The sequence below is a fragment of the Alkalibacillus haloalkaliphilus C5 genome (genome assembly GCF_000269905.1).
Classification (GTDB): Bacteria; Bacillota; Bacilli; order Bacillales; family Alkalibacillaceae; genus Alkalibacillus; species Alkalibacillus haloalkaliphilus_A.
In genome coordinates, this window is record NZ_AKIF01000058.1 from 1 (window position 1) to 16,009 (window position 16,009).

Genomic DNA, 16,009 nt, shown 5'->3' on the forward strand with positions numbered 1-16,009 from the left:
CAACACCAACATCAAGTTTATTAGAAGTTAAGAAGTGGCATGAAGAAACAGATGAAGGTGTACAAGTTCTTCGCTTAAAAGGTCATGTTCCTCTTGGGGGTATTAGTGATATTAGACCTCACATTAAGCGAGCGAGTATAGGTGGTATGTTATCAGCTGTAGAATGCTTAGAAATAGCAAGTACGATTTATGGTGGTCAACAATTAAAAAAATTCGTTGATACTTTAGAAGAAGAAGAAATTGAGATACCAATTTTAGAAGAATGGTGTGAACAAATCTCTAACTTAAATAATTTAGAGCGTTCTATTAAAAGTTGTATAGATGAATATGGTCAAGTAATGGATGGTGCCTCGAGTAAGTTACGCTCAATTCGCTCACAAATCCGCTCATATGAAAGTCGAGTGCGCGACCGTTTAGAAGGCTATACGAAATCGAAAAGCCAAATGCTTTCCGATGCAATCGTAACCATTCGTAATGAGCGTTACGTGATCCCTGTAAAATCAGAATATCGAGGTAGCTTTGGTGGTATTGTGCATGACCAATCGTCATCTGGTCAGACACTTTTTATTGAGCCACAATCAGTTGTTGATCTAAACAATAAATTACAGGAGTCTCGAGTCGAAGAACAACACGAAATCGAACGAATCTTAGAGTCACTTTCAAGTTTAATCGAACAAGACGCTGAGTTTTTACGTCAAAATGTAGATGCATTGCAGCAGGTTGATTTTATGTTTGCAAAAGCTAAATTATCAAGAAGCATGAAAGCAGCTAAACCTGAAATGAACCAAGACGGTGTTATTCATATGAGGCAAGCTCGTCATCCGTTAATTGCTGATGATGAAGTTGTCAGTAATGATGTAGAGCTAGGGGAAGATTTCACAGCAATTGTCATTACAGGTCCAAATACTGGTGGTAAAACAGTGACATTAAAAATGGTAGGACTTTGCACATTAATGGCACAGTCAGGATTACAAATACCAGCTTTAGATGGCTGTCAAATGGCAGTTTTTGACCATGTGTTTGCTGATATTGGAGATGAACAATCAATTGAGCAAAGTTTAAGTACTTTCTCATCTCATATGACAAACATCGTTGATATTTTAGATCGAGTTAACAGCAATTCATTAGTGTTGTTCGATGAGCTAGGAGCAGGAACAGACCCACAAGAAGGTGCAGGTCTTGCGATGTCAATTTTAGACCATGTCATATCCAATAATGCACGAGTAATAGCTACAACTCACTACCCAGAATTAAAAGCTTACGGCTATAATCGTAATGAAGTAACAAATGCTTCAGTTGAATTTGATGTGGAAACTTTAAAACCGACTTACCGCTTACTTTTAGGTGTCCCTGGAAGAAGTAATGCATTTGATATTTCAAAACGATTAGGTTTAAAAGATGAAATAATCGAAAAGGCACAATCAATGGTTAGTGACGATTCTAGGTCTGTTGAAAATATGATCGCATCGTTAGAACAATCTAGACATAATGCAGAGCGTGACTACGAAGAAGCCTCTTCTATTCTAGCTGAGGCAGAGCAATTTAAGGAATCATTAAAACATGAGTATAACCAGTATTTAAATAAAAAGGAACAGTACGAAGAGAAGGCAAAAACAAAAGCTCAAAAAATTATCGAAGAAGCTGAAGTACAGTCTAAAGAAATATTAGAAGAGTTAAAAGAACTAAAAGAAGATGCGACCGTTAAAGAACACCACTTTATTGATGCACGAAAGAAACTTGAGGAACAAAAAGATCAGCTAAAACCAGATCAAAAATCCAATCAATCGGTTAAAACGGAAAAGAAAAACGAAAGATTATTACCTGGTGATGAAGTCCATGTGGCTACCTTTAATCAAAATGGGCACATTGTTGAGCAAGTCAATGAGAAGGAATATGAAGTCCAATTAGGAATTATGAAAATGAAAGTGTCTAAAGACCAGCTTCAGTTCGTTAAACGCCCTGAACCAGTGAAGACAAAGCCGTTAGCAACAGTTAAAGGAAGTCAAGTTCATGTTAAACCGGAACTTGACCTTAGAGGCCAGCGGTATGAAGATGCGATCCATAAGTTAGAAAAATATACAGATGATGCTTTATTGGCTGGATATCATCAAGTGTCGATTATTCATGGTAAAGGTACAGGAGCGCTAATGAAAGGTGTACAACAGTTTGCTAAGGAACATCGTTCGATTAAAGGCAATGAATTTGCAAGTGCAAATGAAGGTGGAACGGGTGTTACAATCTTGAAGTTAAAATAGTCTAAAATCAATTGTTATGTCATAACATGTTAGAAAGGGAATGGTCATGGAAACACTTGCGAAAGTATTATGGGTCGTCGCAGCATTATTTATAATCGTTGGTGTCATCTTTTTAATAGCAAATTAATATTGTAGTAATCAATTAAAGCTCTGTTATATGTCGTACTTTTGATTTGATTTAAACGAACGATCATTGTTTAATCATCACGAAGTCAATTGTCGTCATGAACAGAGCTTTTTTTAAAAATTTTTTTAATTGAAATATATAGTTAAAGTAAGGCTTGAGACATACTTTCTGAGCAAAATTAACCACTTTAAGTTCAGACAATTTTAAATAATGTTTTAAATTTGATAATTTTTGTGTTTATAATATTTATAAATATAGTTTTAAAGGAGGATGTCATTTCATGGGGGTTGAAGTAATGAAGCCTTGGTTAAAGCATTACCCAGAAGAAATCCCACAAACGATTGATTATGACAACAGGACGTTACAAAGCTATTTAGTCGAAAGTACGGAAAACTATCCAGACAAAACGGCAATCAATTTTTTAGGGAAAGACTTAACATTTCAAGAGTTATTTGATTCGGCTAGAAAAGTAGCAAACTATCTACAAATTCTAGGTGTAGAAAAAGGTGATCGTGTAGCCATTATGCTACCGAATACACCACAAGCTGTGATGTCTTACTATGGTGCGCTATTAGCCGGAGCAGTTGTAGTTCAAACGAACCCACTTTATACAGAGCGTGAATTAGAATATCAAATGAAAGACTCTGGAGCTAAAGTCATTGTTTGTCTAGATATTTTACTTCCTCGTGTAAACGCTATCAGAGAAGAAACGGAATTAGAACATGTGGTTACGACTAGAATTAAAGATTACTTACCGTTTCCGAAGAATGTCGTACAACCAATTTTACAAAAAAGAGAATACGGCCTTGTTGTAAAACCAGAACATGGTGGCGATACTCATGTATGGACTAATATTATGGACGATACAACTGTAGAGTACGAAGAACATGATATTGATCCACAGGAAGATTTAGCATTACTACAGTATACGGGTGGAACAACAGGATACCCTAAAGGTGTCATGTTAACGCATAGTAATTTAGTATCTAACACGCAAATGTGTCAAAAGTGGTTGTACAAAACGGAATATGGTAAAGAAACAGTGCTTGGTATATTACCGTTTTTCCATGTTTACGGTATGACAACAGTCATGATTTTATCTGTCATGATGGCACAAAAGATGGTACTCATTCCGAAGTTTGACGTTGATAATGTGTTAAAAGCTATTCATAAAGAGCGTCCGACGTTATTTCCGGGTGCACCAACTATATATATCGGCTTATTAAACCATCCTAAACTAACTAAATATGATTTATCTTCAATCGAAGCTTGTATTAGTGGATCAGCACCATTACCAGTTGAAGTTCAAGAACAGTTTGAGAAAGTGACGGGTGGACGATTAGTTGAAGGTTATGGATTAACAGAAACGTCACCTGTAACTCATGCTAACTTCGTTTGGGAAAACAGACGTGCAGGTACGATTGGGGTACCTTGGCCAGATACTGATGCTAAAGTATTTAATGCTGATACAAATGAAGAACAGCCAGTTGGTGAAGTAGGAGAAATTGCAGTTAAAGGACCGCAAGTTATGAAAGGTTATTGGAATAAACCTGACGAAACAGAGCAATCGCTTAAAGATGGTTGGTTCTATACTGGAGATATGGGTTACATGGATGAAGATGGTTACTTTTATATCGTCGATCGTAAAAAAGACATGATTATCGCTGGTGGTTTTAACATTTACCCACGAGAAGTTGAAGAAGTGCTTTATGAACACGAAGGAATCCAAGAAGCTGTTGTAGCAGGTATACCTGATCCATATCGTGGCGAAACAGTTAAAGCATATATCGTGCTTAAAGAAGATGTCGAATTAACTGAAGAAGAGTTAGACCAATTCTGTAGAGAAAATTTAGCAGCCTTTAAAGTACCGAAGTTATACGAGTTTAGAGATGAACTACCAAAAACCGCGGTAGGAAAGATATTAAGAAGGAAGTTAGTCGATGAAGAAAAAGAAAAATTACAAAGTAATCAGACAGATTAATATAAATAGTTGACACTTTCCACTTTTCTTTATATCATGATAAATGAATGACCATTCATTCACCTGAGTGTTTGGTCATTCATTAGAATTACAGGAGACTTAATTATGGAAAACAAATCAAAGCCAAAATACAAGTTAATACTAGATGCAGCTGTTGAAGTGATCGCCGAAAATGGTTACCACCATTCTCAAGTATCAAAAATTGCGAATAAAGCTGGGGTCGCTGATGGAACGATTTATCTCTATTTTAAAAACAAAGAAGATATATTAGTCTCACTTTTTGAAGAGAAAATGGGGCAATTTGTTTCAAAAATCAAAGATGAAATTGAGCAGATTGATGAAGCTGATCAAAAGTTGTACAAGCTTATAGAGATGCATTTTCAACAACTATCGGAGGATCCAGATCTAGCGATTGTAACCCAACTTGAGCTAAGACAGTCTAACAAACGTTTAAGATTAAAAATTAATGAAGTGTTAAAAGGGTATTTAACGTTAATGGATGACATCTTGCACGAAGGTATGAAAGACGGAACTTTTCAAGACCAATTAAACGTGAAATTAGTTAGACAGGTGCTCTTTGGCACTTTAGATGAAGTTGTAACGAACTGGGTTATGAAAGAACAGCGGTACAACTTAGTAGAACAGGCTAAGGAAGTTCACTATTTAATTTATAACGGTTTACGCAAACATAATTAGAAGGGGGATGGCGTCATGGACCATCTATCATGGGAAAAACAAGGGCAAATAGCTAGCGTATTAATTCAAAGTCCTCCTGCAAACGCTTTATCTTCTGGAATTCTTAAAGACCTAAGTAAAGTTTTAGATGAAGTAGAGGCGGACAAATCTATTAAGCTCGTAATCTTAAGAGGTGAAGGGAAATTCTTCTCAGCGGGAGCTGATATTAAAGAGTTTACCTCTTTCCAACAACAAGATGATTACAAAAACCTAGCTCAAAAAGGTCAACAACTATTTGATCGAATTGAGCGCTTTCACATTCCTGTAATTGCTTCAATTCATGGAGCGGCATTAGGTGGTGGGCTTGAGCTAGCGATGGCTTGTCACGTCAGAATTGCAACAAAGGATACTAAGTTAGGCTTACCAGAATTAAACTTAGGCATTATTCCTGGTTTTGCTGGTTCTCAAAGGCTACCACGTTACGTTGGTATACCGAAAGCTTATGAAATGATCTTATCAGGTGATCCAATCTCAGGTGTTGAAGCTGAAAGGTTAGGCTTAGTTAACCACGCTGTGGATGAATCAGAGTTAGAAGAACAAACAATGTCATTAGCAAACAAATTTGTTGCTAAAAGTGGGCCTTCAATTCATGCCATCATGAGCCTACTACCTTATGCACAAACATCGCAGTTTTTAGAAGGTGTTAATGCAGAAGCAGACCAATTTGGTAAAGTGTTTGGTAATGAAGACGCAAAAGAAGGCGTTCAAGCTTTATTGAAAAGCGTCAACCAAACTTTAAAGATCAATAGATATAAGGAGGTAATCCAATGAACATTTACGTTCTAATGAAGAAAACATTCGATACAGAAGAAAAGATTCAAGTTAGTGGAGGCGCTATTGAACAAGACGGTGCGGAATTCATTATTAACCCTTATGATGAATACGCAATTGAAGAGGCAATCAATATTCGTGACGAGCATGGTGGTGAAGTGACAGTTGTAACAGTAGGTGATGAAGACTCTGAACAACAGCTTCGTACTGCTCTAGCGATGGGTGCTGATAAAGCTACTTTAATTAATATTGAAGATGATGTTGAAGATGGTGATCAGTATACGACATCTACGATTCTAGCAACATATTTGAAGGACCAAGAAGTTGATCTTATTTTAGCTGGTAACGTAGCAATTGACCAAGCAAGTGGTCAAGTGGGTCCTCGAGTTGCTGATCAGTTAGACATTCCTTATATAACTACTATTACAGGTATTAAAATCGATGGTGACCAAGTCAATATTGAGAAAGACGTTGAAGGTGATGTTGAAAAGGTTCAAACTTCACTACCACTATTAGTGACTTGTCAACAAGGTTTAAATGAACCACGTTATCCATCATTACCAGGAATTATGAAGGCTAAGAAGAAGCCTTTAGAAGAATTAGAATTAGATGATTTAGAATTAGATGAAGATGATGTAGAAGCTAAGACAGAAACGACTGATGTATTCCTTCCACCTGAAAAAGAAGCAGGTAAAGTGTTAGAAGGCGAAATTGACGATCAAGTGAAAGAGCTTGTTTCACTACTACGTACAGAAGCGAAAGTACTTTAATTTAACAGGTGTAGAAAGGAGATTATATAGTTATGAGCACAATTTTAGCATTTGCAGAAGCGCGTGACGGAGAGTTAAGAAACGTATCATTTGAAACAATCGCAGCAGCAAAACAAATAGACGAAGATGCACAAGTTGTAGGAGTTGTTTTATCAGACCAAAAAACGGAAGCATTAGCGGATGAAATGATTCATCACGGTGCAGACCGTGCTTTAGTTGTAGAGCATACTGATTTAAAGGAGTATACTTCAGATGCATACACTCAAGCAGCAATGGCTGTCATTAACGAAGAAGACCCAGCAGGCATTGTAATGGGTCACACTTCAGCAGGTAAAGATTTATCACCTCGATTAGCGAGTAAGTTAGATAATGGTTTAGTATCAGACATCACAGGAATTGAAGGAAGTGGAGATGAAACTGAATTTGTTCGCCCAATCTATTCGGGTAAGGCATTTGAGAAGAAAAAGTTAACTGATGGCGTTACATTCGTAACGATTCGTCCTAACAACATTGCTCCACTAGAGAAAGATACAAGCCGTTCAGGTGAAGTGAGTTCGTTAAATGTTGATATTAAAGACTTACGTACAGTCATTCAGGAAGTCATCCGTAAAACTTCAGAAGGTGTTGATTTATCAGAAGCAAACATTATTGTTGCAGGCGGACGTGGTGTGAAAAGTGAAGAAGGCTTTGAACCACTTTATGAATTAGCTGATGAATTAGGTGCAGCAGTTGGTGCATCTCGTGGCGCATGTGACGCTGGTTACTGTGACTACTCACTACAAATCGGCCAAACTGGTAAAGTGGTAACACCTGACCTTTATATTGCAGTTGGTATTTCTGGTGCAATCCAACACTTAGCTGGTATGTCAAACTCAAAAGTAATCGTAGCAGTTAACAAAGACGCTGAAGCGAATATTTTCAACGTAGCAGATTACGGAATAGTAGGCGATCTATTTGATGTTATCCCTAAGTTAACTGAAGAAATTAAAGCATTAAAAGTATAAAAGAAAGATAGGCTCTTCATCGTGAAATACGTTGAAGAGCCTGTTCTTTAACGTATATTTAGTTTACAAACAAAGTATTGGCATGGATTAAGAGCAACGTGCTATACTATGTTTGAATTAGAAAGTTTAGGAGGAATTACAAATGGCAATTGTAAACGCAACAGATCAGAATTTTAACGAAGAAACATCTGAAGGACTAGTTTTAGTAGACTTTTGGGCACCATGGTGTGGTCCATGTAAAATGATTGCTCCTGTTTTAGAAGAACTAGATGCAGATATGAGCGATAAAGTTAAAATTGTTAAAGTAGATGTTGATGAAAACCAAGAAACAGCACAAAAATTTGGTGTAATGAGTATTCCAACATTACTTCTATTTAAAGATGGCGAACAGGTAGATCAAGCACACGGCTTTCAACCTAAAGACGCTCTAGCAGAATTAGTAAATAAAAACGCATAACTTTTCTCTTTTAAAGGGCTGACTCATTAGTGAGTTAGCTCTTTATTTCAGTTAAGTGAATCAAAGGGGGTGAGTGTAATGAATGAACATATACAAGAGAAGTTAGCTATTTTACCTGATAAACCAGGTTGTTATTTGATGAAAAGTAAGAAAGATGAAGTGATCTACGTTGGAAAGTCTAAAGTATTAAAAAATCGAGTTCGATCATATTTTACAAGTGCTAATGATCTAAAGACCCAACGCCTCGTTAATGAAATTGTTGACTTTGAGTATATTGTTACAGGTTCAGAGATGGAAGCATTAATTTTAGAAATGAACTTAATTAAAAAATATGACCCAAAATATAACGTCATGTTAAAAGATGATAAAAGTTATCCATTTTTGAAAATAACGAATGAACGACATCCACGTCTAATTGTCACTCGTAAAGTTAAAAAAGATCAAGCCAAATATTTTGGACCATATACTAATGTCTATGCAGCACGTGAAACGAAGAAGTTACTTGATCGACTTTATCCATTGCGTAAATGCAATGTCATGCCGAAACGTGTTTGTCTTTATTATCATATCAACCAATGCTTAGGTCCTTGTGAACACTTCGTAAGCAAAGAAACAAATGAAGAATTAGTTCAAAACATCTCAAAGTTTTTAAATGGTGGTCACAAAGAAATTAAGCAAGAAGTTCAAGAAAAAATGGTAAAGGCATCTGAGGCATTAGATTTTGAAAAAGCGAAAGAGTACCGTGACTTAATAGAACATATAGAAGCGGTCATGGAAAAACAAACAATGGATCTTCACGACCTAACTGACCGTGATATATTTGGATACTCATATGATAAAGGGTGGATGTGTGTTCAAGTGTTCTTCGTTAGACAAGGCAAGTTGATCGAACGCGATGTATCAATCTTTCCTTTTTATAATGAACCATCTGAAGCGTTTATTAGCTTTATTGCTAGCTTTTACACTCACTCAAACCACATCAAACCAAAAGAAGTTAATGTACCAGTTGGAATTGACCATGATTTGATCCAACAATACCTTGATGTAAAAGTTAAAACACCATACCGTGGTCAGAAGAAAAAGTTAGTAGACTTAGCTCAAGAAAATGCTCAGATTGCCTTAAAAGAAAAGTTTTCTTTAATCGAAAAAGATGAAGAAAGAACGATAAAAGCTGTAGAAGAACTAGGTGAAAAGCTAAACATTGAAATTCCCCACCGAATAGAAGCATTCGATAATTCAAACATACAAGGGGCTCACCCTGTATCTGCATTAGTAGTGTTTATTGATGGTAAACCAAAGAAAAATCAATATCGAAAATATAAAATAAAAACTGTCGATCAACCAGATGATTATGAGATGATGCGAGAAGTCATTAGGAGAAGATATAAACGAGTACTGAAAGAAGGTCTTCCTTTACCAGATTTAATATTAGTGGATGGCGCAAAAGGTCAAATGTCGGCAGCGAGGGATGTATTAGAAAATGAGCTCGGCTTAGACATTCCGTTATGCGGCTTAGCTAAAAATGAAAAGCATAAAACGAGTGAGCTTCTCTACGGTGAACCACCTGAACCAGTTCAAATGAAGCGTAATAGTCAACCGTTTTATTTAATTCATCGCATCCAAGATGAAGTCCATCGATTCGCAATTACTTTCCATAGAGAACTTAGAGGCAAAGGAGCTGTACAATCAGCATTAGATGAAATCGAAGGAATTGGACCTAAGCGACGCCAATTGCTTATACAACACTTTGGTTCAGTTGAAGATATTAAAAGTGCAAAGTTAGAGGATATAACGAAATTAGGAATTCCTCAAAATGTAGCAGAGAGTATTACACAATACTTTTATAATAATTCAAATGATTCTCGTAAAGATTAAAAAAAAGGCTGTAATTTTGGGTAACAAATAGTGCCAAAATCAGTCATAACTTTCTTGACGCTTTCACGCGTTAGAAGTACAATAAACATGTCATGTATACTAATTTTTGCATTCAGTATGTAAATCTTATCGATGAACTATTTAACATCAAATGAGGGGGGTTACACATGGCGGAAAACCGTGAGTTCTTTAATCGCAGGCTACATTCATTATTAGGTGTTTTTCCAATTGGTTTATTTTTAATGCAGCACTTAGTTGTTAACCACTTTGCTACATATAGTCCAGAAGCGTTTAACAATGCTGCTCACTTTATGGAAAATTTACCTTTAAGAGTTTTCCTTGAATTTGTTCTGATTTATATACCATTACTATTCCACGCAGTTTATGGTGTATATATTGCATTTACAGCTAAGAACAATTTAAGACGTTATGGATTTTTCCGAAATTGGATGTTCATGTTGCAGAGAGCAACAGGAATTATTACATTAATCTTTATTGTATGGCACGTTTGGGAAACACGTCTGGCACATGCGATTTATGGAACAGAAGTTAACTTTGACATGATGGCGACGATTTTAGAATCGACATTCATGTTCTGGTTCTACGTAGTAGGAGTCGTAGCTGCTGTATTCCACTTTGCTAACGGACTTTGGTCTTTCTTTGTAACTTGGGGTATTACAGTAACACCAAGATCACAAAAGGTCTTAACGTATGCAACACTAGGTATTTTCATTATTTTCACCTATATGGGTATTGCATCATTAATCGCTTTCGCTTATTAATTTAAAAAAGTTTTAACAATTTAGTAATTGGTTAAAAGGGAGTGAAACTTCATTATGAGTAATAAAAATATCGTGGTAGTAGGCGGTGGCTTGGCTGGTTTAATGGCTACTATTAAAGCTGCTGAAGCAGGCGTACACGTTGATTTAATTTCACTTGTTCCTGTAAAACGCTCCCACTCTGTATGTGCACAAGGTGGTATTAACGGTGCTGTTAATACGAAAGGTGAAGGTGACTCACCTTGGGAACACTTTGATGATACGGTATATGGTGGTGACTTCTTAGCAAACCAACCACCTGTAAGAGATATGTGTGAAGCAGCGCCAAGCATTATTCATATGCTTGATCGTATGGGAGTTATGTTTAACCGTACACCAGAAGGGTTATTAGACTTCCGTCGTTTTGGTGGTACACAACACCACCGTACAGCGTTCGCAGGAGCAACAACAGGACAACAGTTATTATATGCATTAGACGAACAAGTTCGTCGTCATGAAGCAAATGGACTTGTAACAAAATATGAAGGTTGGGACTTCTTACAAGCTGTGATCGATGATGATGGTGTTTCACGTGGTGTTGTTGCACAGGACATTCAATCACATGAAGTGAGAGTATTTAAAGCGGATGCGTCAATCATTGCAACAGGTGGTCCTGGAATTATCTTCGGTAAGTCAACAAACTCTGTTATTAACACAGGTTCTGCTGCGTCAAATCTATATCGTCAAGGAGCAGTATACGCAAATGGTGAGTTTATTCAAATTCATCCAACAGCGATTCCTGGCGATGATAAGTTACGCTTAATGTCAGAGTCTGCTCGTGGTGAAGGTGGCCGTGTTTGGACTTATAAAGACGGTAAACCTTGGTATTTCCTAGAGGAAAAGTATCCAGCTTACGGTAACTTAGTACCTCGTGATATCGCAACTCGTGAGATTTTCGATGTATGTGTAAACCAAAAGCTAGGTATTAACGGAGAAAACATGGTTTATCTAGACTTATCTCATAAAGACCCAGAAGAGTTAGACGTAAAATTAGGTGGTATCATCGAAATTTACGAGAAGTTTGTTGGTGAAGATCCACGTAAAGTTCCTATGAAAATCTTCCCAGCAGTACACTACTCAATGGGTGGTCTGTGGGTAGACTATGACCAAATGACAAATATTCCTGGTATTTTCGCTGCAGGTGAGTGTGATTACACAATCCACGGTGGAAACCGACTAGGTGCAAACTCTCTACTATCTTGTATTTATGGTGGTATGGTTGCAGGACCAAACGCTGTTAAATACATTGACGGTTTAGAGGAATTAGCTGAAGACCAATCTTCAGAATTATTTGAAGCGAAGAAGAAAGAAGAAGAAGAGAAATTCGAAAACATTTTAAATATGACAACGGGTAAAGAAAACGCTTATCAAATTCACCGTGAACTAGGTGAGTGGATGACTGATAACGTAACAGTTGTTCGTGAAAACGAGAGTCTATTAAAGACTGATGAAAAGATTCAAGAACTAATGGAACGTGCGAAAGACATTAACGTTAATGATACTTCAAGGTGGAGCAACCAAACAGCAATGTTCGTACGTCAGTTAGATAGCATGTTACAATTAGCACGAGTTATTACACAAGGTGCTTATAATCGTAATGAAAGTCGTGGAGCTCACTATAAGCCAGAATTCCCAGATCGTAACGATGAAGAATGGTTAAAGACGACAAAAGCGACTTTCAACGCCGAAAAGAATGGTCCAGACTTCGAATATGTTGATGTCGATACGTCATTAATTGAACCGCGTAAGCGTGACTATTCTAAGACTAAATAAGCATAGAGGGGGTAAAGAGTATGGCGGAAGATCACAAAACAATTAGAATGATCGTTCAGCGTCAGGATGAACCTGAAGCTCAACCGTACGAAGAGGAATTTGAAATTCCATATCGTAAAAACATGAACGTAATCTCTGCTCTAATGGAAATCCGTCGTAACCCAGTAAATGCAAAAGGGGAGCAAACAACTCCAGTTTATTGGGATATGGGGTGTCTAGAAGAAGTTTGTGGTGCTTGTTCGATGGTAATCAACGGAAAAGCAATGCAATCTTGTACAGCATTAATTGACCAATTAGAGCAACCGGTACGTTTAGAGCCAATGAAAACTTTTCCAGTTATGCGTGACTTAGCAGTCGACCGTAGTCGTATGTTCGACTCTCTTAAAAAGGTTAAAGCATGGGTTCCAATCGATGGTACTTATGATCTTGGAGAAGGTCCACGTATGCCTGAAAGTAAACGTCAATGGGCTTATGAATTATCAAAATGTATGACTTGTGGTGTTTGTTTAGAAGCGTGTCCAAATGTTAACAGCAATTCTGATTTTATTGGACCAGCTGCATTATCACAAGTACGCCTATTTAATTCTCATCCAACAGGTTCTTATCATAAGGCAGAACGTATGGATGCATTATTAGATGATGGTGGTTTACAAAACTGTGGTAACTCACAAAACTGTGTACAAGCTTGTCCGAAAGGTATTCCTTTAACAACGTCAATCGCAGCGTTAAACCGTGAAGCAACTTTACATTCATTTAAGAGCTTCTTCGGTAGTGACTACCACCACTAAAAAGAAAAAAAGGCTGACAAAAGTCAGCCTTTTTTAAGGTTGATTTTAGTCTGATAATTCATAAATTTAAATAAACGGGAGTGATTCTAACATGAAAACACCTAATTATATTGAAGACATGAACGAATGGATTGACGAGTTTTGCTTTTACATACCGATTAATATTCGCTTTTCAGAAACTGATATGTTTGGTCACGTTAATAATGTATCACCATTTATATATTTTGAAGAGGCAAGAATCGCATATATGAACGAAATTAACCTGTTTGGAGACTTAAAGCCAGGCGTAAGTAAAGTACCCGTTGTGAGTGACTTACAATGCGATTATTTAAAGCAAATTTACTTTGGTGAACAAATAAAAATGTACGTTAAAACTAATCATATCGGTAATAGTTCAATTGACATTCACTACATGGGTAAAAATAGTCAAGATGAGATCTGTCTAGTCGGTAGAGGGAGAATCGTTCAAATTGATTCATCCACAGGAAAGGCTGACCCATTTACTGAAGAACAAATAGAACGATTAAACAATAAAAAAGCGATAAATCAATAAAACAATGACATATATCGCGAACATAGAAACGTCCACTGTCATAAACTATGGTGACTAATTAAAATCCTCATGAAAGAAGTAGCTCACTTCTTAAATGGAGGAGGGGTTACCGCTTGGACAGCAAAAAGTATCGACCTAGCAATATATTAACAAAGAGAGAGAGAGAAGTTTTTGAATTGCTCGTTCAAGATAAGACGACAAAAGAAATAGCTGAGGAGTTATTTATTTCTGAAAAAACAGTAAGGAATCACATATCGAACACAATTCAAAAATTACAAGTAAAGGGGCGTTCACAAGCTGTTGTTGAGTTAATACGGCTCGGTGAAATCGAACTTTAAATTGACCGGCTATTAACGTAGCCGGTTTTTCATTAATTTTGTTATAATATATTATAATTTAAGTTAACTTGCATTTTTCGAGCAAAAAAGTGAAAATAATATAAAAGGTACGTTTAATTAAGGGGGTAAACCATTGCATTCGACAATTGATTTAAAAGTGATTGCAGAATTAGAAAAAGATGTAAGATACATATCACACATGGTAAAGCAAAGAGGCCGTGAAATACTTAACCACTATCCAATTACACCACCTCAATTTATAGCCCTTCAGTGGTTATTAGATTCTGGTGATTTAACGATCGGTGAATTATCTAAAAAAATGTATTTAGCATTTAGTACAACGACAGATTTAGTGGATCGTATGGAGAAAAATGAATTAATTGAACGTGTAAGAGACCCAAAAGATCGTCGAGTTGTACGAATACATTTACTAGATAAAGGTAAAGAGATCATTGATGAAGTAATCGAAAAACGTCAAGAATATTTACAAGAAGTATTGAAAACTTATTCACCAGAACAAGTAGAGAAATTACGTAGTTCAATGACTCAACTTTATAATGAAATGAAGGGGCATGAAGAAGCTCAAGAAAAAGACAGCAAGAAGGAGTCCTAAACATTGGAAAGACCAATAGGTGTAATTGATTCAGGAATAGGTGGCTTAACGGTTTTGTACGAACTCAAAAGACAGCTCCCTAAAGAGGAGTTTGTTTACTTAGGTGATACGTTAAGGTGCCCATATGGCTCTAAAGAAGCCGATGAAGTTAGGCAATATACTTGGGAAATGGTGGAATACTTATTAACATTTGATATTAAACTGCTTGTAGTTGCTTGTAACACTGCAACAGCTATTGTATTAGAAGAATTAAAACATTATCTATCGATCCCTGTTGTTGGTGTGATCGAACCAGGGGCAAGAGCAGCTATTAAATCAACAGAAACTAAGCATGTAGGCATCATCGGAACAGAAAACACGATCTCGAGTCAAGCGTATGAATATGCACTAAGGCAAATCAATCCGAACATACAAACAGTTGGAGTTGCTTGTCCAAAGTTCGTTCCACTAATTGAGTCAGGAAGGATTTCAGGACCTGAGGCTAAGCAAGTCGTTCATGAGAGTTTGGTCGCTATAAAGAATGATTCGAGTATTGATGCATTGATTTTAGGTTGTACACATTATCCGATCATACAGCCTGTTATAGAAAACGTTTTAGGAAAACGCGTAACAGTACTATCTTCAGCTTTAGAGACAGGTGCGGAAGTCAGTGCTAGTTTGACGTTTTATAACATGCATACAACTAAAGAGAAGTTCCCAATATCAGATCCGTTAATATTAACCACGGGAAGTTTAAGTGTTTTGCAACGATTAAAAGATGAAATATTTCATTTTACTAATAGCCAAGTGAAACAAGTATCAATCATGTAAAACTTATGCCATTTAATGTGGTGTAAGTTTTTTATGTTTAAATATTTCAAAATTGTAGATTACTGATAAATATAGAGCTGACATAGTAATGCGTATGTTATACTGTATGCGGTGTATAGCAATCAGAACTATAGATAAAATAATAGTCGATTGTTTATGGAAGTTTGAGGAGGCAAAAGATGAGAATCGATGGACGTCGTAACGATGAACTAAGAAAAATGACAATAACAACCAATTTTACTAAGCATCCTGAAGGATCTGTTTTAATTACAGTCGGCGATACGAAAGTCATTTGTAACGCAAGTGTAGAAAAGCGCGTACCTCCATTCTTAAGAGGTGAA

15 protein-coding genes and 1 pseudogene are annotated in these 16,009 nt (G+C 36.6%); all 16 read left to right on the forward strand.

All coding sequences use genetic code 11. The features are described 5' to 3' along the window. On the forward strand, positions 1-2,255 hold a 2,255-nt coding region (locus tag A194_RS0107850; protein WP_017186305.1), incomplete at its 5' end, for an endonuclease MutS2. A 407-nt stretch (positions 2,256-2,662) separates the two neighbouring features. Continuing rightward, positions 2,663-4,363 (forward strand): long-chain-fatty-acid--CoA ligase, encoded by a 1,701-nt coding sequence (locus A194_RS0107860; protein ID WP_017186306.1) that lies wholly within the window; start codon positions 2,663-2,665, stop codon positions 4,361-4,363. Between the two features lie 105 nt (positions 4,364-4,468). Then, on the forward strand, positions 4,469-5,059 hold the full coding sequence (locus tag A194_RS0107865; RefSeq protein ID WP_017186307.1) for a TetR/AcrR family transcriptional regulator: 591 nt from the start codon (positions 4,469-4,471) through the stop codon (positions 5,057-5,059). A gap of 15 nt (positions 5,060-5,074) precedes the next feature. Beyond that, the gene (locus A194_RS17840) at positions 5,075-5,869 is read left to right on the forward strand and encodes an enoyl-CoA hydratase (RefSeq protein WP_337442960.1); all 795 of its coding nucleotides are present in this window, start codon (positions 5,075-5,077) and stop codon (positions 5,867-5,869) included. Next, positions 5,866-6,639: an electron transfer flavoprotein subunit beta/FixA family protein gene (locus tag A194_RS0107875; protein WP_017186308.1), complete on the forward strand. Its 774-nt coding sequence runs from the start codon at positions 5,866-5,868 to the stop codon at positions 6,637-6,639. The genes A194_RS17840 and A194_RS0107875 overlap by 4 nt, the downstream gene beginning before the upstream one ends. Before the next feature lie 32 nt (positions 6,640-6,671). Next, positions 6,672-7,643 (forward strand): electron transfer flavoprotein subunit alpha/FixB family protein, encoded by a 972-nt coding sequence (locus tag A194_RS0107880; protein ID WP_017186309.1) that lies wholly within the window; start codon positions 6,672-6,674, stop codon positions 7,641-7,643. A gap of 142 nt (positions 7,644-7,785) precedes the next feature. Continuing rightward, the gene (gene trxA, locus A194_RS0107885) at positions 7,786-8,100 is read left to right on the forward strand and encodes a thioredoxin (protein WP_017186310.1); all 315 of its coding nucleotides are present in this window, start codon (positions 7,786-7,788) and stop codon (positions 8,098-8,100) included. Between the two features lie 78 nt (positions 8,101-8,178). Further along, positions 8,179-9,975 carry an excinuclease ABC subunit UvrC gene (gene uvrC / locus A194_RS17845; RefSeq protein WP_017186311.1) on the forward strand — a complete coding sequence of 599 codons (1,797 nt, stop codon included), beginning with the start codon at positions 8,179-8,181 and terminating at the stop codon, positions 9,973-9,975. 167 nt (positions 9,976-10,142) lie between these two features. Further along, complete coding sequence (locus A194_RS0107895; protein WP_017186312.1) at positions 10,143-10,757, forward strand: succinate dehydrogenase cytochrome b558 subunit; 615 nt, start codon at positions 10,143-10,145, stop codon at positions 10,755-10,757. A gap of 54 nt (positions 10,758-10,811) precedes the next feature. Continuing rightward, on the forward strand, positions 10,812-12,566 hold the full coding sequence (sdhA, locus tag A194_RS0107900; protein WP_017186313.1) for a succinate dehydrogenase flavoprotein subunit: 1,755 nt from the start codon (positions 10,812-10,814) through the stop codon (positions 12,564-12,566). A gap of 20 nt (positions 12,567-12,586) precedes the next feature. Further along, entirely contained in the window at positions 12,587-13,354 is a 768-nt protein-coding gene (gene sdhB, locus A194_RS0107905; protein WP_017186314.1) for a succinate dehydrogenase iron-sulfur subunit, read from the forward strand. Between the two features lie 91 nt (positions 13,355-13,445). Continuing rightward, positions 13,446-13,907, forward strand: a complete 462-nt coding sequence (locus A194_RS0107910; RefSeq protein WP_017186315.1) for an acyl-CoA thioesterase — start codon at positions 13,446-13,448, stop codon at positions 13,905-13,907. 113 nt (positions 13,908-14,020) lie between these two features. After that, entirely contained in the window at positions 14,021-14,245 is a 225-nt protein-coding gene (locus A194_RS0107915; RefSeq protein ID WP_017186316.1) for a helix-turn-helix domain-containing protein, read from the forward strand. A gap of 133 nt (positions 14,246-14,378) precedes the next feature. Further along, positions 14,379-14,858: a MarR family winged helix-turn-helix transcriptional regulator gene (locus tag A194_RS17850; RefSeq protein WP_017186317.1), complete on the forward strand. Its 480-nt coding sequence runs from the start codon at positions 14,379-14,381 to the stop codon at positions 14,856-14,858. Between the two features lie 3 nt (positions 14,859-14,861). Continuing rightward, positions 14,862-15,668: a glutamate racemase gene (gene racE / locus A194_RS0107925; RefSeq protein ID WP_017186318.1), complete on the forward strand. Its 807-nt coding sequence runs from the start codon at positions 14,862-14,864 to the stop codon at positions 15,666-15,668. 179 nt (positions 15,669-15,847) lie between these two features. After that, positions 15,848-16,009: pseudogene (locus A194_RS17855) on the forward strand (ribonuclease PH); the annotation flags it as partial.